We start from the raw sequence: 22445 nt of genomic DNA on the forward strand, positions 1-22445 counted from the left end.
CCATATCCAGCTTCCTTCAGATTCCACCTCACGATGGACACCCTTGCCTTCGGCTATATCCTTCCCACCACCGGGCGGATTCCGGACTTGCACCGGTTAGAAACGTGCGCCGCCGGGCGCACCAAAAAACAGGTAACTGATGAAATCATCTCTTCTTTTCATCAGTTACCTGTTTCTATTATCTTTTAGTTTCTATTATCTTTTCCATTCAGCAATACATACCGTTCTTAGTACAGCTTCGCTCCTGCAGGAATCCTGTCATCCACCATCAGAAGATTCAGTCCCTCATGACCATCTTCCTCATGTACCGCTGAAATCAGCATACCTTCGGAATCAATGCCCATCATCTTTCTCGGCGGCAGATTAACAATGGCAATCGCCGTCCTGCCAATCAGCTCTTCCGGTTCGTAATACTCATGAATCCCGCTTAAAATCGTGCGTTTCCGGTCTGTTCCATCGTTCAAGGTAAACTTTAAGAGCTTCTTGGACTTCGGCACCACCTCACAGGCTTCGATCTTTACAGCCCTGTAATCGGACTTGGCAAAGGTATCAAAATCAATCATTTCTTCAAACAACGGTTCAATCTTCACATTGGAAAAATCAATCTTTTCAACAGGCTTTTCCTCTGTTTTCACTTCAGCCGCAGCTGCCTTTTCCGCCTTTTTCCCACTCTCAGAACCGCCCAGGCTCTTCATCGTCGGGAACAGCAGCACATCACGGATTGCATAGGAATCCGTCAGCAGCATTACAAAACGGTCGATTCCGATTCCGATTCCGCCTGTCGGAGGCATACCGATCATCAGAGCATTTAAGAAGTCCTCATCCATGGAGTTGGCTTCCTCATCGCCTGCGGCCTTTAACACTTCCTGCGCCTCAAAGCGGACTCTCTGGTCAATCGGATCGTTTAACTCGGAGTAAGCGTTGGCCATCTCACGCTTCGTGATAAACAGCTCGAAACGCTCCGTATAGTCAGGATCATCCGGCTTTCTCTTGGTCAGCGGGGAAATCTCCACCGGGTGGTCCATGATAAAGGTCGGCTGTACCAGATGTTCTTCCACAAACTCTTCAAACAGCATGCTTAAGATGTCGCCCTTCTTATGACGCGCTTCATACTGGATGTGGTACTGGTCTGCCAGCGCCTTTGCCTCTTCGTCTGTATGAATCTCCGTAAAATCAATTCCCTTATATTTCTTCAGCGCATCGACCATGGTAATACGCTCAAACGGCTTCGATAAATCGATTTCCACGCCGTCGTATGTCACGACTGCGGTTCCCAGTACCTTTAAGGCAACGGAACGGAACAGATCCTCGACCAGGTCCATCATACCGTGGTAATCCGTGTAGGCCTGATATAATTCCATTAAAGTAAATTCCGGATTGTGACGGGTATCCACACCCTCGTTGCGGAATACGCGGCCGATCTCATAGACTCTCTCCAGGCCGCCTACAATCAGTCTCTTCAGATACAGCTCCAGAGAAATTCTGAGTTTCACATCCTCGTCCAGCGCATTGTAATGAGTCTCAAACGGTCTTGCAGCCGCACCGCCTGCATTGGCGACCAGCATCGGGGTCTCCACCTCCATGAAGCCCTGATCGTCTAAATGATCACGGATCGCCTTGATAATCTGGGAGCGCTTCACGAAGGTGTCACGTACTTCCGGATTCATAACCAGATCCACGTAACGCTGTCTGTAGCGGAGGTCTGTGTTGGTCAGGCCGTGGAACTTCTCGGGAAGAATCTGCAGGCTCTTGGTAAGCAGAACCACGCTTGTGGCATGGATCGAAATCTCACCGGTCTTCGTGGTAAATGCGGTTCCCTTAATGCCGACAATATCGCCGATATCCAGCTTCTTGAAATCTTTATAGGACTCCTCGCCGATGCTGTCTCTGGCTACGTAGGTCTGGATGTTCCCTTTTAAATCCTGGACGTTGCAGAAGGAGGCCTTTCCCATCACACGCTTGGACATCATACGTCCTGCTACGGAAACTTCCTTTCCTTCCCATTCCTCATAATGCTCCTTAATATCACTGCTGTGTACCGTTACATCATACTTTGTAATCTTAAACGGATCCTTTCCCGCTTCCTGAAGCTCCGCCAGCTTATCGCGGCGCACCTTCAGCAGCTGGTTTAAATCCTCTTCCTTAACCTGGTTCTGGTTCTGCTGTTCTGCCACTTATATACACTCCTTTGTGAACTTGACTTTTCGATTTATGATACTCTCTGGATCTCCAGCACCTTGTACTGGATCACACCGGCCTGGGTTTCTACATCTACGACATCACCGGCTTTTTTGCCCATCAGTGCCTGGCCTACCGGCGACTCGTTGGAAATCTTGTTCTGAAGGCTGTTCGCCTCTGTGGAACCCACGATCTTGAACTCCATCTCCTCGTCCTCATCCACGTCGTAAACCTTTACCTTACAGCCAATGTTAATCTTATCCAAATCAATCTCGTCTTCCACGACAACTTCCGCGTTCTTCAGCAGCTTCTCAAGCTCTTCGATTCGAAGCTCGATGTCTCTCTGCTCATCTTTCGCAGCGTCATACTCTGCATTCTCCGATAAGTCGCCCTGCTCCCTGGCTTCCTTAATCTTCTGGGCAACTTCTTTTCGTTTGACTACTTTTAAGTTCTGAAGCTCATCCTCATATCTCTTAAGGCCTTCATATGTTAATATATTTTTCTTATCTGCCATGGTTTTACTTCCTCCTGGTTTATTTCTCGCTCTTTCGCATTCAAAGTATTATATCTTAAACGTCCCGGATTGTCAAGAATTCCGCCTATTTTCCCTTGCAAATGGCAAGCGTTTCATCCTCCGCTTCCAGGACAAACCGCAGATACGTCCTGTCATCGAAGCTGTGAAATCCCGGGGCTATTCCTTTCGGTCCTTTAAACCGGAACATGCACATGGGATCCGTCTCCTTCACCTCCCGGATGACGGCTTCACTCTCCGCAAGGCTCCCGAAAAGTTCCGGATATCCGTCGCTCGCCAGCACCACTTCTTCTCCGGGCCGAACCGGATATACCCGGGTGTGTTCTTCATGGATCGGAAACCCATCCAGCACATCGTAGGAATATTCCCCGTCACCATTGGCAAAACGGCACTCTCCCACCAGAAGCGGCATAATGTACTCACGCCCCGTATCATGCTCCGCCAGCTCCTCAAGCGTCTTTCCGGCAGCCAGTTCCAGCTGGTTATAAGCCGACCTGACGCCCGCAGTCAGTTCATCCATCACCGTCGTTTTCCGATAAAGCCTGCCGCCGATCATACACTGACAATCCCCAAAGCACCAGACCTCCCGGCGCATACGGCTGTATACAACAAGAACGGCCTGAGGACGCTCCTCTCTCATCCGTTCCAGAAGCTCCGGATGTTCCAATGCCTGAAATGAGGCCGACCGAAGCGCATGATTTAAACAGGAAACAGCTTCTTGCGCACTGCAGTCCGCCGGAAGCGTTTCCAGTGCACCCAGAAGTACATCTTTGGCGAACCGCCCTCCTGTCTTTTCCCCCGGCCACACAAGGCTTCCTTTGCTGGTCACCCCATCGATAACCGCAAAATAATGACGGCCTGTGTAAAGGCCATCCTCACACAGTTCCTGGTTCGGATGCTTTGCCTGGATCCATGTTTCAATAATCCGCTCTCCCATTCAGAACACTCCTCCTCCCGTTTGTTTCCGGTTTATTTTTCCCATACAGCCAGTTTCCGCAGCAAAACCGCCCCGCAAACCGGGGTACAGAGAATACGAAATGGCAGGTTTTCTCCCTGCCATTCGCTGTCGGAAGCATCTGCTCCCGCTCATACCGTATGATACCAGTTGGTAGTATACCACAAAACAGGAATAATAACAATGTCCTGCCATCATTCTGAAGCCCTGTTTTCTCCTTTTTTAATCAGAAAAATTCTGCTTTTCTTTCCTTAAAGCGCCCCGTCCCCTTTCATGGAATCGTACTGAAGAAGCCCGGCGAAAAATGCAAGCGCCATGCCCTGTCCCCAGCCCTGAATCCATTTGCGGGAAATACTGCGGTAGCCTTCCCTGTCCTTCATCACCGCGGTGCCGCCGGAGACATTCGTCACGCGGCCGTCCTCCGTCACATTGGCCAGGAGACCCTGTACTGTTTTGTTTACATATTTTAAATACAGCGGGTTCTTTTTCGCCAGCATCGCCGCGGCAATCCCGGCAGAGGCGGACACTTCCTCATAGGATTCGCCGTCATCCAGAAGCGTGCGCCATAAACCGGACTCCGTCTGGTACAGCTTCAGCGCAGATAACTGCTCATTTAAGCTTCCCGCAATCTCCAAATACTCCGGATATAAATAGCATTCCGGGAGAATATGGGATACCCGGGACATGGTATACGCCGCCCAGCAGTTGGCCCTTCCCCAATAGAAGCCGCTCATATGGTCCTTTGTAATATGGTTATAGCCATGATACCACAGTCCGTTTTTCTCGTCCTGCAAATACTGAATGTGCCAGTACCACTGTTTCAGCGCATCCGCTGTCAGCTCAGGTCTGTCAAGCAGCACGCCTGCCCGCAGCAGAAACAGCGCGGCCATAAAAAGCGTGTCCGCCCAGCACTGTTCCGGGAAATCATTGTCCGCCGACACGGTATGCTGCAGGACGCCGTCTCCGAACCGAAGCGCCTCATGTTCCAGGTAATCCACCTTGGCCTCGATGATATCTCTGTAAATCTCCGAACCGGTGTGCTGATAAAGCGTCAGCAGCACATGCCCCATGGCGCAGGTATTAACCGTAAATCCGGGAAGTCCAAGATCGATCAGTTCATCCACCCTCTCCTTCATACGGTCCAGATACTGCTGTTTCCCTGTCGCCTCATACACCTCTGCGATGCCGTAATAGGCGACACCGCAGGGCCAGTCCCATGTCATATCCATCCGCATGGTGCGCTCCACGATCCGGTCCATGGTCTCTTCGATGATATCTCTGTCAAATTCCAGTTTTCCCATCTGCCTGTTCCTCCATCTTCAACAGCTTTTTTCTTCTTTCCTCTTCCGTTTCATCCTTATCCCTTTAATCCGCTGGTACTGATTCCCTCGACCAGATATTTCTGGAAGAAGATGAAGATAATCACTGACGGAAGAATGGACAGGGAAGCCATGGCAAACATTGCACCGTAATCCGAGGAAGAGCCCGGATCACAGAACAGCTTTAACGCAAGGCTGACCGGATACTTAATGGACTTATTGATGTAAAGCAGTGCAGAGAGGAAGTCATCCCATCTCCACATAAAGGAGAAGATTCCGCCGGTTACCAGAGCCGGCGTAATTAACGGAAGGATTACCCTTGCAAATATCTGTGGATAGGAACAGCCGTCGATCTTGGCCGCCTCGTCCAGCTCCTTCGGAATACCGTCGATAAAGTTGGTCATCAGGTAGACGAAAAATCCCTGGATTGCAAAGAAGTACGGCACAATCAGCGGTAAGTAGCTTCCCACCCAGCCAAGCTTCTGGTACCAGAGGTACTGCGGGATCATTAAAACCTGTGCCGGAAGCATCATGGAGAGCAGCATCGCCGCAAACAGTATTTTCTTTCCCCGGAATTCAAATCGTGCGAATCCATACGCCACCACCGCAGATGAAATTACAGTTCCAATCGTGGCGATTACGGAGATAAACAGGGAATTTTTAAAGAATACCAGAAACGGCACCTTTGCAAAGCCCTTCAGTCCGTTTATGTAATTATCCAGTGTAAACGGATTGGGGATCAGGCTCCCGGCCGTCTGGAAGATGGTTTTCGTCTCCTTAAAAGAACTCATGAACATCCAGATCAGCGGATAAATCATGAGAATGCCAATGCCGAACACGATGACATGGTATACGATATCGCGAATTCTTTTCTTTGCCTTCATAATTAAAGCCCTCCTTCGTACACCCAGAATCTCTTTGTCGCAAACAGAAACAGCGTGATCAGTCCGATTATGGCCAGCATTACCCACGCCAGCGCCGCGCCGTATCCGGTGTTATAGAACTCAAAGGACTGCTGGTACATATACACCGTGTAAAAAAGGGTGGAATTCATTGGTTTTCCCTGGGTAATGATATAGCTCTGCGTAAAGGCCAGGAAACCGTTGATCATCTGCATGACCAGGTTGAAGAAAATTGTCGGTGTCAGAAGCGGCAGCGTAATTCGGAAGAATTTGGAAATGCCGTTAGCCCCATCCACATTGGCCGCCTCGTACAGAGACTGCGGAATCTGTTTTAACGAGGATAAGAAAATCAGCATGGAGGAACCGAACTGCCATACCGCCAGGATAATTAACACCCAGATCGCCGTCTTCGTATTGCCCAGCCAGGACATGGTACAGTTAATTCCAACCGCCTGAAGCAGCTTGTTGATCACACCGTCCGTGGCAAACATACGCTTCCACAGAATAGCGACCGCAACGGAACCGCCGATGATGGATGGAAGGTAATAGGCCGCGCGGTAAAAACCGGTCAGCTTCGTGCTCTTCAGCAGCAGCATCGCCACAATCAGCGCAAATAAAAGACGCAGCGGTACAGACACAAACGCAAAGAAGAAGGTGACCTTAATGGATTTATAGAATGTCTCATCCGCAAACATAGTCTTGAAATTCTGCAGGCCCGTGAAGACGGGCGGAGACAAAATATCATAGCTGCAGAAGGAATAGTACAGTGAAATTCCCATCGGCACTATCATAAACAGCAGGAATCCGATGGTAAACGGCATGGTAAAGATCATTCCCGCCGTGCGCTCATTATTCATAGCTTTTTTCAGCATTTTCATAGATCTGCTCCTTTTTCCCTTGATCAGAAATTCCTGATTCCTGAAAAAAGGGCGCCCCATATGTCAGATTTTATCGAAATGGGGACACCCTCAAAATGTTTTCAATTAACAGCCGTTTATTTGGCTTTTTCTGCCATGATCTTGTTTCCCTCGGTATAAAGCTGCTCTGCCGCTTCCTCCGCAGTCAGTTCGCCGTAGCATACCTTTTCACCCAGCTTGTTGATTAAGTCGGATACCTCTGCACTTCCGTTGGGATACGGAGGGTTGATCTGGGAAGAATTCGGTGTCACCACATCATTGATGAAGCTGATTACCTTCTGATCGCTCTCTGTCAGAGACGGAGCCAGTTCCTCGGCAACCTTGGAAGAGATCGGCACGCCTCTCTCTGCCAGAAGAATCTCGTTGCAGTCCATGGAATTAGTCCAGTAATCAATAATCTTAGCACCGGTAACCGGGTCCTTGGAATCCACGGATACGGAGAAGAGCTGGGACGGTTTTAAGAAATTGGACTTTTTCGGATCTTTGGAGGGCCATGTGGTTAAGTCTAATTCCATATCTTCCGGAGCCGCATTGGTAAACGCCGCATACTGGTTTGACCAGCAGAACGCCACCCATGACATGGTTTCCGGGCTGGAGCCGTAGATCAGGGGATCCTGCTCGATGGAACCCGGTGTCAGTTCTGCGAATACGCTCGGTTCAATGTACCAGCCTTCCTTTACGCCATCTTCATATACCTTATAAAATGGAACGAATTCGTCAGCGCTGTCTACGCCCAGTTTTCCTTCGTCAAAGAGCACATGGCCGTCATAGCCGCGGATCATGGCCTGTAAGATTTCCTGGGATACACCGTATGCCATGTTGGTCTTGCAGCCGGTCTTTTCATAGATTTCCTTGCTGACCGCTACAAATTCATCCAGTGTCATATTGTCTTTAATTTCCACTCCCGCCTGGTCGGTGATCGTCTTGTTATAGACCATGGCCGGCGCATTGATTCCGATTGCGATGGAGTAGACCTTTCCGTCAACCGAACCGGAATTTATGATGTCCTGGCTGCAGTTGTCCACGTTCAGGGTTCCATCTTCGATATAAGGAGTCAGATCAACCAGAAGGTTATTGGTAACGTACTGGTCTAAGTAAGCGTAATCCATCTGAATGACATCGGGAAGCGAATGGCCTGCTGCCGCGGTCGCCAGCTTGTTCCAGTAATCCGACCACTCGGAGAACTGACCGTCGAATGTCACGCCCGGATTCAGCTCTGAATATTTGTCAAGCGCAGCCTGTGTTCTTTCATTTCTCGTCTGGTTGCCCCACCAGGCCACCGTTAAGGACGCATCGCCGGAAGCCGCCGCCGTCGTATTTTCAGCCGCCGCACCTGCGGTTGTCTGGGAATCAGCTCCCGTTGTGCTTCCGCTTTCCGCCGCACCGCCGCCGCAGGCCGCCAGGGATACCGCCGCCATGGAAGCGGCCAGGACTACTGCCAGTTTCTTTTTCATTTTCATATCCTCCTGTCTCAATTCTTTTCTTTAAACGGTGTTGTTCTTCCGTTTCGTTTGTAAGCTTATTATAAACCGGTTTCTTCCGATACCGGTATAAATAAAACCGACTTCCTTTTAGAAAAAACCGACTTTCCTCTCTGAAATCTTGAGTTTGCAGCCCAATTATTATATACTGGCCATGTACCATTTGTAACCATGTTTTTCCGGTTCAACAGAATCCTTAATTATAGAAAGAAGCAGGGCAATTTCCATGAAAAAGCGTGCAGAAACCATTCAAATAAAGTTCCTTACCTTATTCAAAAACCTCTCCCTGAGATGGAAGATTTTCTTTATTGTGCTGTTAAACGTGGTCTCCCTCCTGCTGTTTTCCTTCATCGGCTTTACCATACTTTCAAAGACCTACAACGAACTGCTGTACCGGTCCATCGCAGGTAATCTGAGTTTTTCGGCAAATACCATTTCTACAAATTTAAAGGATGTGGAGCGCCTGTCGTCCATTATCCTGTCGACATCGTCGATTCAGACTTCCCTCTCTGCGATCCATGAATCGGAGGATGCCGTGGTCCGCTCCAATGCCAACAGAAGCATTAACACCGCCCTTTCATCCTATTATGAGACCTTCCGTCAGAACGGAGTCTCCTATATCGTCCTGTTTAACGACAACTTTTCCAACGCAACCAACTGGGCCGCCTACGAAAAGACTGACCGGGAATTTATCGATCATGCCCTGCAAAACGCGGAGCTGGGAGACGGTGCGGTCAGCTGGACCACAGGAGGCGGCAGCACTTCCGGCCTTTTTCTGGGGAGAAATATCAGGAAAATCGAAGGCCTCGATTTTTCCACCATCGGAAGGCTCCTGATCTATGTGGATACCGACAGACTGATTAACACCATCAACCGTTCCTTTCAGACCTTCGATACCGGATACTACATCCTGGCAGACGGCCCGGATACCATCTACGCCTCCTCCGGGCTCTCCAAAGACCTGGTAAACCGGACGCTCCTGCTGGAGGATGATACCTACCAGACGCTGCAGTCGGACAATCACACCTATTTCGCAGTCAGCAGTAAGATTCCGTATTACGACTGGCGCTATATCAGCCTGATTCCGTTTGACTCCATCATCCACTCCATAGGACGTTCGGCGAAGATCATTCTCGGCATCATGGTACTCGGCATTCTGACTGCCCTCGTTTTGACCCAGTGGCTGATTTACTCTATCCTGCGCCATTTCAACGCTCTGATCGTCAAGATGGACGTCTTCAGTAAGAATGAACTCACGCTGGAGCAGTCCGCCTACGATTACAGTACCCGCAATGATGAGATCGGACGTCTCCATCAGCGTTTTGACCGGATGGCAACCAGGATACGAACTCTGGTGGACACCAATTACAAAAATGAACTGCTGCGCAAGGAGGCCCAGATCAAGGCGCTGGAGTCCCAGATCAACCCTCATTTCCTCTATAACACGCTGGAATCCATTAACTGGAGGGCAAAGGCGTCCAAAAATGCGGAAATATCCATGATGGCGGAATCGCTGGGGACACTGCTCCGCTCCACACTCAGCAATCACGAGTCCCTGGTGGAGCTGGACTATGAGCTGGAACTGGTGCGCGCCTACATTACCATACAGAAAATACGGTTCGAGGACCGCTTGGACTTCCTCTCCCTGGTGGATGACGATCTGCATCATATCCTGATGCCTCCGCTCACCATACAGCCGCTCATAGAAAACGCCATCCGCTACGGCATGGAGGAGATGACGGAAACCTGTCACATAGAGCTTCTGGTGCGCCACGAGGGCGATCAGGTGTTAATCCGGGTAAAAAACAACGGTTCTGTTTTCGAGGATCATCTTCTCGAAAAATTAAAAAGCCGGGAAAAACAGCCGAACGGCTTCGGCATCGGTCTCATGAACATTGACCAGCGCATCCGCCTGCTGTTTGGCGACGCATACGGTCTGGAACTTAACAATGAAGACGACTGTGCCACCGCCGATATCCATATTCCATTTCAAGTCAAGGAGAACTGATACTATGCTGAAACTGATCATTGCAGACGATGAGCGCATCATCCGGGAAACCATATCCACAATCATAGACTGGAGCCAGTACGGGATTGAACTGGCCGGTCTCTGCTCCAACGGAATCGAAGCGTACGACATGATCTTAGATGAATCGCCGGATCTGGTTATCACGGATATCCGTATGCCCGGCATGAACGGACTGGAGCTGATCGGCCGGATCTGCGAGACGGATCTTGACACGCAGTTCATCCTTCTCTCCGGCTACGGGGAATTTGAATACGCCAAGCAGGCCATGAAATACGGAGTCCGCCACTATCTTTTAAAGCCCTGCAATGAACAGCAGATCATTGACGCCGTAAAAGAAAGTGTCAGTGACTGCTACGCCAAACGCCAGGCGCGCAGGATCCTGGACTCCCAGTTCAGTCAGGCGGACAGCATCCGCCACAATGTGGTCTCCAGTATCATCAACGACGCCCTCTATCTGGAAAAGCCGCTGGAGGAGATCATTCCGACCTATGAACCTTACATGGACTTTTACTTTACCCCCTACCGCCTGTTTTACATTTACTATCTGGAACAGGAAAATCTGGAGGAATTTCTGGGACTCTTAAATGCGTTTGCCCGGAATTCCCTTCCGCAGGTCAGCATCTACGGGATCTACGTGAGAAACACCTTCCTGATCTTCTGTCAGGATATTTCCTTTGACTTCGACCAGCTGGAGGCAAAGCTTGACGGCGTCAGCCTGGAAGGCCAGCACACCAGCCTGGAGCTTCATATGGAGACGTACTCCGATTTAAAAGGCCTGTTCGCCATTGTGCTCGAAAAAATCCGCAGATTCAGCACCTTTTACTTCGTAAATAATGATCACACCTTATGTACCTGCAACTATACCGCAATCACCCAGGAGACGGAAAACTACTGCCGCGCCATTTCCGAAGGGGATGCTGCCGCCATGAGCGGGCTTATGGAGCTGATCTCCGATATCATGGACATCCGGTTCCTCAAACAGCTGTCCGGCAGTATGTTTTTAAAAATCACCCTCGGCAATCCGAATATCTCCGGCTCCGGCCTCACGGAGTGGCTGATGCAGGCCGAGGGGGAGACGGATCTTTCCGCGCTGAAGGAATCCGTCTTTCAAAAGCTTACAGAAGTGGTGGAAAGCGGCTCCAGAACGGAGACCGTCAGCAGCATGACGCGGCAGATTTTTACGTATATCAAGGAAAATCTGGAGAATCCCAACCTGACGCTAAAGTACATTGCCGAACAGCATTTGTACATGAATGTGGATTATGTATCCAGAAAATTCCAGAAGGAGACTGGAATACGCTTTTCTGATTACCTGACCAATGAGCGGATTCAAAAGGCAAAGGAATATATCGAAACCGATGGAATGGACCGGATTTCGGACATCGCCGAGCGGGTCGGCTTCGGCAACAATCCACAGTATTTTTCCCAGCTTTTCAAGAAAAAGACCGGGATGGCGCCCAGCGCCTACATCACCGGTCTGCGGGGACCGTCCGGGATGTCCGGACAGAAGGAGGAATTTTAAGATGCAGATTCAGTTTCAGCCATTTACCCACAGCACGGACACAGGCCGTCTTCCGGAGGATTCGGAACGGCTCGCCATACCGGAACTGTCTGACGGCTTTGACAGAGAGCTCTCCTCTCTGGCCGACGGCGTCGCGGGCAGTATGACTCCCGTCAGCTATTATTCGGACCGGGTGCCCTGCGGACTGTACGCCATACATATTTCGCTGACCGCCGTGGAAGAGGCAGAGCAGATTTTTCTCTTCACCGGAAGAAAACTTATGCGGGATATCATCTCCTTAAAGAAGGGGGAACGGTACGAGCGTACCTTTTACCAGTCCATAGCCGGGATTATTCCGCGCTATCACGAAGAGTATTATCCTGCAGAACACCTCTTCGTCACGCTCTGCACCCCCACGCCCGGTGCTGTTAAGATCGACGGCTGCCATGCAGAAACGGCCGGCCCTGTGACGACAGTCTATCTCTGCGGAGATTCCACAGTCACAGACCAGGCCGCGGAAATCCCTTATCTTCCGGGAGCCTGCTATGCCTCCTGGGGCCAGGCGCTTCCGGCGTTCCTAGAAGGCAGAACAGCCGTGGAAAACCAGGCGCACTGCGGGCTGACGACCGAAACCTTCCGCCAGGAAGGCCATATGGACATCGTAAAGCGATTTCTCCGTCCGGGTGACTTCTGCCTGTTCCAGTTCGGCCATAATGACCAGAAGCTTCCCCATCTGCTGGCCCACAGGGAATACCCCGTCAATCTGCGAAGATACGTGGAAGAAGTCCGGGCCCTGGGCGGAATTCCGGTGCTGGCAACCTCTCTGGGACGCAACATCTGGAATGCGGACGGCACCTACCACGAGCTTCTGGCCGAACACGTTCAGGCGGTAAAGGACGTGGCGGCCGCCACGAATACCCCGGTCATTGACTTACATGAATTTTCGGTACAATTTTATAAAAAAACCGGGATGGAACGCTCCTGCGGATACTTCCATCCCGGGGATTATACCCACACCAACGAGTATGGGGCATATCTCTTTGCTTCCTTTATCGCAGCAGAGCTTAACCGGCTGTTTCCTGAGACTTTCCACGTCACCCCGGGACGGACGGACTTTACACCGCCCTCCAGTCTCTGGGAGGAGCTTGAAAACCGGAACAACAGGGCCGGCGGTCAGGAACAGAGGGAACAGTTTGACGCCATGGAAAAATCCACAGCCGCACTGCTGAAAGCATTGGAGGAGGCAGAAAAGCCTTACACGGATACGCTCTGACTCTTCCTCCGGCTTTTGCTGGCTTTGCCTTATTCCATTGCCAACTGGTTCCTCAGAAAACTCAAAACAGATGTTTGTAAATCGGACAGTGCTTCTTTCTCGATCGGATAATGGGATCCATTCTGAAGCACTGTTTTTGTCACCGGTACCTTCTCAATCTGATTAAGAAAATCGTCACTTAAGAACTGCGGCGTCCAACCGTCCTTTTCCGGCTGAGTCAGAAGAATCGGACAAACCGAAAACTCTTTCGGCTCCACCTCCGGTTTATACGTTATATAACTGTTCAGAAATTCCATTGTTACCCGGTTCCCTGCCGAAGTTCTGTCCGCCATCATAATATCCAGGCATTTTCTGTCATTGACAAGGGCCTTCATCTTTGACGGGATACTCATTTTGATTCTGAATCCGGAGAAACCGGCCGCACAGGCCAGCTTTGCAAGCATTGCTCCCGCATGCCCCCAAAAGGGGTTACTGGCTGTAGTGATCTGAACCGGCTTTTGGCGCTGGTCAAGGAATGTCATTCCAATAATGCCTCTTACCCTGCCGTTTTTCGCTGCTATATGGTAAGTTTCCATGCCTCCTGCTGATAACCCGTACAGAAAGACAGGGCGGTCATCCTTTTTCAGTTCTTCCTCGACCAGATCGCTTCCGCACTGCACCCAGTCTGCATAGGTGATCCGCATTTTGGGGTTGACCTCTGTCACCCCGTAAGTTGGCATATCCACGGATATCGTCTCAAACCCCTCTTTTGCCAGCGGACCCCCGATGATCAGAGAAATCTGCCTCCCGTTTGTTCCGACTCCATGAAAACAGATCATTTTCGCCTCCGCATCCGGATTACGAAACGTATCCAGATGGACCTTATTTCCTTTCCAGTTCCACAGTTCCTCAGCCGGCTGATACTCCCCACGAAAATGATATTCCGGCGGTAAAAATTTCTCAATCTCTTTCCAGGCTTTTTGATTGTTATAGGTCATTCCAATTTCCTCCGTTTCCATCTTATCTGACAGAAATTCTATTCTAAACGGAGGATTTTGGCATTAACAAATGTTAAAACAGACTCAGCCGTTATCCCTGAGATTACGGCGCAGTCTGCTTAAGGATTCCTTTTTTATTCCAAGATAAGACGCGATCACATTTTGGGGAACCCGCTCTAAAAGATCTCTGTAATCTTCCCGAAACTGAAGATACCGTTCCATCGCCTGCATATTCTGCAGGCTGTATTCGCGGCGCATCTTGTATATAACGGTCTGTTCCAGCATTCCTGCGTAACTCACCAGGGCCGCCTTGTCAGAGTAAATGATTTCCTTCATTTTTTTCGCTTCAAAGCGAAGGCTTTTTAAGTTGTCCAATGCCTCAAAAACCTCCAGACTCTCCGGCAAAAAAAGGCTTTCCCCTACCGCAAATTCCTCTTCCCGAATAAACATTTTTGTTATATCGTTGCCCTCGCTGTCGATATAATAGCTTCTTGCAATCCCTTCTGTAATCAGATAGAGGTACTTCTGCTCCACGCCAATCTCCTGTATGGCTGCACCGGCCGGAAAATGCACTTCCCGGGCAAGCTTTACCATCTGATCAATCGTCTCGGGTTTGGGAGAGCACCCGCTTGTCTTAAAAACCTTTTCTATTGTGTATCTCTTTTCGGCTTCTGTCATTGTCACAGCTCCAGTCTTTTCTAATAAACAGGAAAACAGCCAGTCCGGACAGTGGGGACCAGCATGGAATTTTTGGGGTATTAAACTTAATAGAATTATAACAGATATCCTGTCAATATGGGAACTGCTATTTCCCAAACATTTTAGGATGCAGCCAAATGCCCTCGCCAATTTGTTATAATAATGTATCACACAAATTTAAGTGCAGGAGGTAATTCAATGAAAAAAACTAAACTGATAAGGGGAAATGCAAAGCGGGTGATTGCAGTAGCATCAGCTTTCATGATGACTTGCAGCACAGTGGCCGGAAATCCTGTTAACCATGCGGCAGCTGCATATGCAAAGGAGGCCGATACTGCAAAAGAGGAAGAAAATTCTTCCTGGAAGGAGAATGCTGCATCTGATACAGAGAAAAGTGACACTGAAGGAACTATGTCTGCTGAAGATGCGGATGAAAGCAGAGCCGATGACGAATCCGGGAAGGGCGACGATGGGATTGCTTCCGAGGAATCAAAGGAAAACGATGACGGGATTAATTCTGACGAATCCAAGGAGACCGATGATGAGATTACCTCTGACGAATCCAAGGAGGCCGACGATGGGATTGTTTCTGACGAATCCAAGGAGGCCGACGATGGGATTGTTTCTGACGAATCCGAGGAAACCAATAATGGCGAAGAAGCTGATGAGAGTCAGGCAGCAGACGGATCGGAAGCCACTGACGAGTCAGAGGAGAACGGAGAGACAGGAGCCGCAGAGGAATCTGAGGGCACAGATGAGAGCACTACCTACAATGAGCCTGAAACTCCCAAGGGCCTGGAAGAAGCAAACAGACTGGCAGCCGTAATGGCAGTGGATCCTGATTCCTGGTATGTAGAACTCGACAGCTGCATCTGCAGGGACGATCGCTATTATGTGGTGGATGAGACTACTCAAGAAGAAACCATGCTGAAAAAACAATACATAGAGGTGGAAAAGGACGGCGAATCTTTCATTATCTATGTAGACGGTAATGGTGTGATGGTCAAGAGTAAATGGCTGGAGACAGAAGACGGACACTTCCGTTTTGTCAATAACAAAGGAAAAGTGATCAGGAACAAAGAGGGAAAGGAAGCAGGTAAGTTTTACGGCAACTTTGATGATATGGGGTATTGGACTCCCGTGCCCAATACATTTTTTGAATCCCAACTGGATGACGGTACCAGTGTGATAAAGTATTCGGGTGAAGATGGAGGGGTATCAGGAAAGAAGAAGGATGACATCCAGAAGTACTACTGTTTCCAGACAACGGAGGACGGAATACTCTGCAGCCTGATACCAGCTGAAGGCATATCCGGCGCAGAAGCCGTAACCGACACCTGGGTTGTGGATCTGTGGATCGATGCAGACGGCTATTTGACTGTTGACAAGGAAAACCAGCTGATCGGAGATAACTACTACAACTTTGACGGAGAAGGCCATTCTTCCCGGTCTGCCAATACCTTCATACGGACGGAAGATGGGACAATCTTATGTTATCTCGACGAGGACGGAGAGAAAGTAAGGGAGCAGTTTGAGTCAGACAGCGAACATACGTATTATTTCGACGAGAATGGTGATCTGGCAGTACGTCAGTGGATAGAAGAAAACGGAAGCTTCCGCTATGTGGACGGCAAAGGCCGCATGATTGTGAATGCCACAAAGCTAGTCGCCGGATTTTACGGCCATTTTGACGGAGAAGGTTACTGGACTGCGATCGAAGATGAATTTTTTGAGGATAAACTGGACGATGGGACTCCTGTAACAAAGTATTCGGGCAAAGAAGGAGAAGTAGCCGGAATTGGCAAAAAGCCAGACCGCAGGTACTACTGCTTTGTAACAGGTACGGACAACAGGATCAGCTGCCGTCTGCTCTCCGCAGATGAAACGTCCATGAGCGAGACGGTAAAGAATGTCTGGATCGACGATATGTGGGTAAACGAGGACAGCATTCTCACCATCGACGTGAGGGAGCAGCAGATCGACGGCAAATATTACAATTTTGATGCAGCAGGCCATGGCAGTCTGATTACCAGCGCCTTCATCCATGATGGAGATGGGAACAATCTGTACTATGTGGATGACGCCGGAGAGAAAGTGACCGGTGAGGCAGAATATCCGATTGAAGACAAATATTACAGTTTTTCTGAAGACGGCAGGGTCACTCTGATCACCAATTCTTTTATCCATGATACGAATGGCAATAACCTGTATTATGTGGATGAGAATGGAGATAAATTAACCGGATTAAGAGAGCATCCGCTTGGAGAGAAGTATTACAACTCCGATGCCGATGGCCGTATCGAGCTGATCGTCAATTCCTTCATCCATGATGAGAATGGAAACATCCTGTGTTATGTCAATGCAGATGGAATAAAAGTGACCGATACGAAAGAACAGTTAGCCGGAGATAAATATTACAACTTTGATGAAGATGGAAACGGTACTCTGATCATCAATGCCTTTATCCATGATACGAATGGCAATAACCTGTATTATGTGGATGAGAACGGTGATAAGCTGACGGGCTTAAGAGAATACCAGATTGGAGATGAATACTATAACGTCAGCACAGACGGCCTCCTGGAACTGATCGTCAACGCCTTTATCCATGACGCGGATCAGAATATCCTGTGCTACGTCGGCGCAGACGGGATGAAAGTGACCGGAGTGAGGGAACAGCTTGTTGACGGCAGATACTATAACCTTGACAAAGATGGCAAAGTCACCCTGATCACCAGTGCCTTTATCCATAATGCAGCCGGTGAGAATCTGTATTATGTCGATGAGGCCGGAGATAAGGTAACTGGGAAAGACGAGTATTTGATCGAAGGGAACTACTACAGCTTTGATGCGGAAGGCCTCTGCCGCATGATCACCAATTCCTTTATCCACGACACTGCCGGTAACCTTTTATATTATGTCGATGATACAGGTTCTGTCATAACCGGTAAACAGGACTATCCGATAGAAACCAAATACTATAACATTGCTGATGACGGGAAAGTCACTCTGATCAAAAACGCCATGATACATGATCAGAATGGAAAGATCCTGTGTTATGTCAATGAGTCTGGGGAAAAAGCAGCCAACCGCTTCGTAACGGTTGACGGCCGAACCATTTATTTTGGAGCAGACGGAGCACAGGTATTCCGCCAGTGGATCGAATCAGACGGGAAATTCCGCTATGTGGACGGGAAAGGCTATATGATCGTGAACGCGGTTAAGGCGGCAGGCGGATTCTATGGCCGCTATGACGGAGAAGGCTATTGGACCGCAATCTCCAATACATTTTTCGAAGACAAACTGGATAATTGGGAACCTGTTACGAAATATGCAGGCAAAGAGGGAGCCATCGCAGGAATCGGTGAAAAACCCAATACCCGCCATTATTGTTTTGAAACCGGCCAGGATAATACCATACACTGCCGTCTGCTTTCCGCAGACGGAGGTTCCGTTACGGATGATCCGGTAGCAAATGTATGGATCGGCGATCTGTGGGTCAATGAAGACGGCAATTTAAGTATGAATGTAAGCGCACAGCAGATCGATGGCAGATATTACAGCTTTGATGAGAACGGCCACGGCACCCTTATTACCAATTCTGTTATCCAGAGCCCGGATGGGGAGGGCTTGTGTTACGTCAACGAGTCCGGTGAGAAAGCAGCCAACCGTTTTGTGACCTTCGAAGGCCATACCCTTTATTTCGGAAGTGACGGCGCACAGGTATTCCGTCAGTGGATCGAGATCAACGGAAAATTCCGCTATGTGAACAACAAGGGCTATATGCTCGTGAATACGAAAAAGGCAGTCGCCGGATTTTACGGCAGTTTTGACGGAGAAGGCTATTGGACCGCGATAGAAAATACGTTCTTCGAAGCGGATGTAAACGGTGAACTTGTGACGAAATATTCCGGTAAAGAAGGAAAGATTGCAGGCATCGGAGACAAAGAAAACCGACAGGAGTACTGCTTCCTGAAAGAAACGGATGGGAAACTGAAATGCCGCTTAAGCGCGGCTGACGGGGACTACCTGACAGAGGAGGCCGTAAAGAACACCTGGATCAACGACATGTGGGTGAACGAAAGCGGATATCTGGTAATGAATGCAGACGCTCCGGTTCATGGCGTGTATTATCATTTTGATGCCAATGGCCACGGCACGCTGATCACCTATAAGGTTTCCTATATGCTGGACGGCGGGATCAACAGCGGGAATAACCCATTGCACTACACCGGGGCCATGGACACAGTGATCCTCGAGATGCCTTCCAGACCGGGCTACTCGTTTGACGGCTGGTATACGGACAGCAGCTTCACTGACAGGATCACAGAGATCACATCCAAGAGCCATGGGAATCTGACTCTGTATGCAAAATGGAGAAGGATCTACGAAGACAACAGCAGCGACAATAATGAAGAGTCTGCCACCAGTACCACTACGAACAATAACAATAATCCAACTGTCGTCACACCGCCAGTCACAGTCACGGTTGGGGAAGACAAAAAGGTAACCCTGCAGACCGGGGGGACTACGGTAGCCGCATCGGCTACGCAGACTGCAGAAGGCAGCGTAAGCGGCAATACCATTGTTTCCACCACGGAAACTGCTTCTGTTACCGTGGCAGAAGGTCAGGTGGCTGATGTGGCTACGGTCGCAGTCAGCGCAGATGGCTCTGCAAGAGCACTGCTGGCATCTCCGGCACTGGGGGCAACGGTTCAGCAGCAGACCGTCACCATACAGGGCGTGCCTGTAACTCAGAATGTAGTAGTCTATGCTGACGGCACACAGGTGACCCAGAAATCCGGCGCAGAAGAGCTGGAAGGCTTTGCAGAGGCTGTTACTTCGACTGAGAAGGCCATCCAGAGCGGAACACAGACCCTTGCAGCCGCGTACAATGATAAGGTCAGCATTGATCTGCAGCAGTATAAACAGGTCGGCGCAGCCGTCACCTATGCGGTGACTTCCGGAATAAACGGCGCAGTTCCTCAGGTACAGATGGAGCAGACCAGCTTTGCGCCGGGCCAGGAAGTGGCGGCACTGATCACAGATGCCAACGGTAATGTAACAGCAGTCACCATCATCGTAGGCGCCAATGGAATCATCCAGTATCAGATTCCGGGCGTAAACTGCATCGTCAGATTTATGTGTAAGATTTGATGAACCGATCGTTTGAATATCATGACTATGGGGCGCCGCATCTGCGGCGCCCCATAAATTTGCATGAAATGTATGACTCTATCTTCCCGATTCACAGATAATATCTGAAAACCGTTCCATCACAAGCGTTTTTAAATCCGCCAGTGTCTCCACCGCGTTAATGTCATTCCTCAGCTTTGCCGAGTGCGGCAGTCCCGCCGTATACCATGCCATGTGCTTGCGCATCTCCCGGATTCCCAAATACTCTCCTTTGTATTCCACCGACATCTCTGCGTGGCGCAGAACCATGTTCTGAAGCTCTTCCATGGAAGGCGGAGGAAGCAGCTCTCCCGTCTCCAGATAATGAATCGTTCTCGAGAAGATCCACGGATTGCCCTTTGCTCCTCTGGCAATCATAATTCCGTCACATCCCGTCTCGTCCAACAGCGCCTTCGCATCCTCGGGTGCAAAGACGTCCCCGTTGCCGATGACCGGTATCTTCACGGCTTCTTTTACTCTGCGGATAATATCCCAGTCCGCAGTTCCGGAGTAATACTGCTCTCTCGTCCTGCCGTGAACTGCAACCGCGGCCACGCCGCAGCTCTCAGCCATTTTGGCAAATTCCACCGCGTTTACGTCGCTGTCAGTAAAGCCCTTGCGGAACTTTACAGTCACAGGCTTTTTCACCGCCTTCACCATGGCGCCAAGAACCGCCTCCGCCAGCCTGGGATTCTTCATCATCGCTGAACCTTCGCCGTTATTCACAATCTTCGGCACCGGACAGCCCATGTTGACATCGATGATATCAAAGGGCCCCGGCTCGATGAGCTTCGCAATATCCGCCATAATTTCCGGATCGGAGCCGAACAGCTGAACCGAAACCGGACGTTCTCTCTCTTCCACCTCAAGGAGCGCCTTCGTATTCCTGTTTTTATAAAGAATCGCCTTCGCACTCACCATCTCCGTCACCACCATGCCGCATCCCTGCTCCTTGCAGAGAACGCGAAATGGCAGGTCGGTTACCCCTGCCATCGGCGCCAGAATCAGATTATTCTCCAGTGTTACATTCCCTATCTTAAGCTTCACGATTCCTCTTCCTCATCAATCTCTTCTCCTAGATAAAAAACCCGGTAATACATCTCCAGGGCTTCCAGAAGCTCTCTCTTTTCCATCTGATACTGCTTGATCTTCAGCACACTTCCTATCTCATCAAACAGATAATCCGACTCCTCCGCCGTCACCTTAAATTCCAGAGTGCCGTCCTCTTCAAATTCCAGAGTCAGGATTCCGCCCACATCTTCTGTATACAATACACACATAATTTGAAGCTCCTGCCGTATGTTCTCAGGCAGGTTGGAAAACTGTTCATTAAAATAATATTTCTGTTCATAGGAATTGGCTCCGCACAGTACAATGCGGTCCTGTTTTTCTTCTATCATCAAACTACCGTTCCTTCTATACATAATTTATCGTAACGGTAGTATATCACAGGACAGAATAATTGACAATAGCGCCTAAAAATCCGTCGTACACCGTTTCACCAGCCTGCACGGCACCTGGCTCTTCTGCGCCGCCTGTTTCTCTTCTCCCCGCAGGACCGCCATCATCTGATCCGTGGTGATGGCGCAGAGTTCCTCCACCTTATTATCAATGGAAGAGAGTTCGGGATCGCAGCAGATGGAAAGCGCGGAATTATTAAAGCCCGTAATGCAGAGTTCCCCGGGAATCTTTAACAGCTTGGCATTGGCATATTTGATCGCCCCTACGGCCAGACCGTCGTCTGTGGCCAGCACACTGTCAAACTTCAAATCCCGCCTCTCTAAAAGAATGTCTCTCACCGAGTGGATCCGGTTCTTCACATACAGTTTTAAATCCCCCAGCACCGGAAGGCCATGGTCCTTTAAGGCCGCCTCATATCCTGCCAGCTTCTGGTTCGCACTGTAGGAATGGGAATCACACAGAAACAAAATCCGTTTTCTCCCAGCCTCAATCATCTGTGAAGTCACATCATAGGTGGCACCGTAATCATCGCTGAACGCACAATATACATTTTCTCCCTTAATATAACCGTTGATCATAAACACAGGAACCGTCTTCGCCGCATTCCGCACGTAATCGGCCTTCCTGTCGTCTCCTCCCTCGCCCGCATACGTCGATCCCACCAGAATCAGCGCGTCGATCCGCTTATTTAACAGAAGACTCACATACTTTTCCTTATTCGCCTGTTCAAAGCCGCTGCAGCAAAGAATACAGTCGTATCCGTACTCATGCAGACGGCCTTCCAGATGAAACGCAGCCGACGCCATATAGGAATCCGAGACATCCGGGCAAATAATCCCGATGGTCTTCATGGAGTCCAGCCCCAGGCCGCGTGCGAACACGTTCGGTGTGTAACCGTTCTCCTCCATGATGGCGCGGACCCTCTGTTTTGTCTTCTCACTGACACGAGGACTGTCGTTCACCACCCGCGATACGGTGGCAATGGACACCCCTGCAAGTTCTGCTATATCGTATATATTCATTCTGATCCCTCTCTCACCTGCGAT

17 protein-coding genes are annotated in these 22445 nt (G+C 49.7%); 5 read left to right on the forward strand and 12 right to left on the reverse strand.

The window, feature by feature from the left end:
• The coding region (locus tag NE473_RS24795; protein WP_256265404.1) for a hypothetical protein at positions 1-189 on the forward strand (189 nt) is incomplete at its 5' end.
• A gap of 38 nt (positions 190-227) precedes the next feature.
• Here the strand turns inward: NE473_RS24795 and lysS are convergent.
• The 7 genes from lysS to NE473_RS24830 form a co-directional block, all read right to left on the reverse strand.
• Positions 228-2174: a lysine--tRNA ligase gene (lysS, locus tag NE473_RS24800; protein ID WP_055651478.1), complete on the reverse strand. Its 1947-nt coding sequence runs from the start codon at positions 2172-2174 to the stop codon at positions 228-230.
• Between the two features lie 35 nt (positions 2175-2209).
• Positions 2210-2692 carry a transcription elongation factor GreA gene (greA, locus tag NE473_RS24805; protein WP_002600589.1) on the reverse strand — a complete coding sequence of 161 codons (483 nt, stop codon included), beginning with the start codon at positions 2690-2692 and terminating at the stop codon, positions 2210-2212.
• 85 nt (positions 2693-2777) lie between these two features.
• Positions 2778-3647: a hypothetical protein gene (locus tag NE473_RS24810; protein ID WP_006776777.1), complete on the reverse strand. Its 870-nt coding sequence runs from the start codon at positions 3645-3647 to the stop codon at positions 2778-2780.
• 269 nt (positions 3648-3916) lie between these two features.
• Positions 3917-4966 carry a glycoside hydrolase family 88/105 protein gene (locus tag NE473_RS24815; protein WP_055651480.1) on the reverse strand — a complete coding sequence of 350 codons (1050 nt, stop codon included), beginning with the start codon at positions 4964-4966 and terminating at the stop codon, positions 3917-3919.
• Positions 4967-5022: 56 nt separating this feature from the next.
• Positions 5023-5868, reverse strand: a complete 846-nt coding sequence (locus NE473_RS24820) for a carbohydrate ABC transporter permease (protein ID WP_022030278.1) — start codon at positions 5866-5868, stop codon at positions 5023-5025.
• A gap of 2 nt (positions 5869-5870) precedes the next feature.
• Positions 5871-6764 carry a carbohydrate ABC transporter permease gene (locus NE473_RS24825; RefSeq protein WP_022030277.1) on the reverse strand — a complete coding sequence of 298 codons (894 nt, stop codon included), beginning with the start codon at positions 6762-6764 and terminating at the stop codon, positions 5871-5873.
• Between the two features lie 116 nt (positions 6765-6880).
• Complete coding sequence (locus NE473_RS24830) at positions 6881-8257, reverse strand: ABC transporter substrate-binding protein (RefSeq protein ID WP_022030276.1); 1377 nt, start codon at positions 8255-8257, stop codon at positions 6881-6883.
• Positions 8258-8510: 253 nt separating this feature from the next.
• Between NE473_RS24830 and NE473_RS24835 the strand changes: the two genes are divergently transcribed.
• The 3 genes from NE473_RS24835 to NE473_RS24845 are packed head-to-tail and all read left to right on the forward strand — an operon-like array spanning position 8511 to position 13087.
• On the forward strand, positions 8511-10292 hold the full coding sequence (locus tag NE473_RS24835) for a sensor histidine kinase (protein ID WP_081034984.1): 1782 nt from the start codon (positions 8511-8513) through the stop codon (positions 10290-10292).
• 4 nt (positions 10293-10296) lie between these two features.
• The gene (locus tag NE473_RS24840; RefSeq protein ID WP_055651481.1) at positions 10297-11835 is read left to right on the forward strand and encodes a response regulator transcription factor; all 1539 of its coding nucleotides are present in this window, start codon (positions 10297-10299) and stop codon (positions 11833-11835) included.
• Position 11836: 1 nt separating this feature from the next.
• Positions 11837-13087, forward strand: a complete 1251-nt coding sequence (locus NE473_RS24845) for a rhamnogalacturonan acetylesterase (protein ID WP_055651482.1) — start codon at positions 11837-11839, stop codon at positions 13085-13087.
• Between the two features lie 29 nt (positions 13088-13116).
• Here the strand turns inward: NE473_RS24845 and NE473_RS24850 are convergent, their stop codons facing one another.
• Both NE473_RS24850 and NE473_RS24855 read right to left on the reverse strand, forming a co-directional pair.
• Positions 13117-14064 (reverse strand): alpha/beta hydrolase, encoded by a 948-nt coding sequence (locus tag NE473_RS24850; protein ID WP_055651483.1) that lies wholly within the window; start codon positions 14062-14064, stop codon positions 13117-13119.
• An 84-nt stretch (positions 14065-14148) separates the two neighbouring features.
• Positions 14149-14742, reverse strand: coding sequence for a Crp/Fnr family transcriptional regulator (locus tag NE473_RS24855; protein WP_055651484.1), 594 nt, complete (start codon positions 14740-14742; stop codon positions 14149-14151).
• A 219-nt stretch (positions 14743-14961) separates the two neighbouring features.
• On the opposite strand from NE473_RS24855, the gene NE473_RS24860 reads away from it, so the two are divergent.
• On the forward strand, positions 14962-19920 hold the full coding sequence (locus NE473_RS24860) for an InlB B-repeat-containing protein (protein WP_196411682.1): 4959 nt from the start codon (positions 14962-14964) through the stop codon (positions 19918-19920).
• 78 nt (positions 19921-19998) lie between these two features.
• On the opposite strand, the gene dusB is transcribed toward NE473_RS24860, so the two are convergent.
• From dusB to NE473_RS24875, 3 genes are all read right to left on the reverse strand, one after another.
• Positions 19999-20985: a tRNA dihydrouridine synthase DusB gene (gene dusB, locus NE473_RS24865; protein ID WP_022032878.1), complete on the reverse strand. Its 987-nt coding sequence runs from the start codon at positions 20983-20985 to the stop codon at positions 19999-20001.
• Complete coding sequence (locus NE473_RS24870; RefSeq protein ID WP_039892676.1) at positions 20982-21338, reverse strand: DUF6145 family protein; 357 nt, start codon at positions 21336-21338, stop codon at positions 20982-20984. The genes dusB and NE473_RS24870 overlap by 4 nt, the downstream gene beginning before the upstream one ends.
• Before the next feature lie 75 nt (positions 21339-21413).
• Positions 21414-22421, reverse strand: coding sequence for a LacI family DNA-binding transcriptional regulator (locus NE473_RS24875; RefSeq protein ID WP_022032876.1), 1008 nt, complete (start codon positions 22419-22421; stop codon positions 21414-21416).
• Positions 22422-22445: the final 24 nt, after the last annotated feature.

Origin of the sequence: Hungatella sp. SL.1.14, assembly GCF_024460495.1 — a bacterium.
Classification (GTDB): Bacteria; Bacillota; Clostridia; order Lachnospirales; family Lachnospiraceae; genus Hungatella; species Hungatella hathewayi.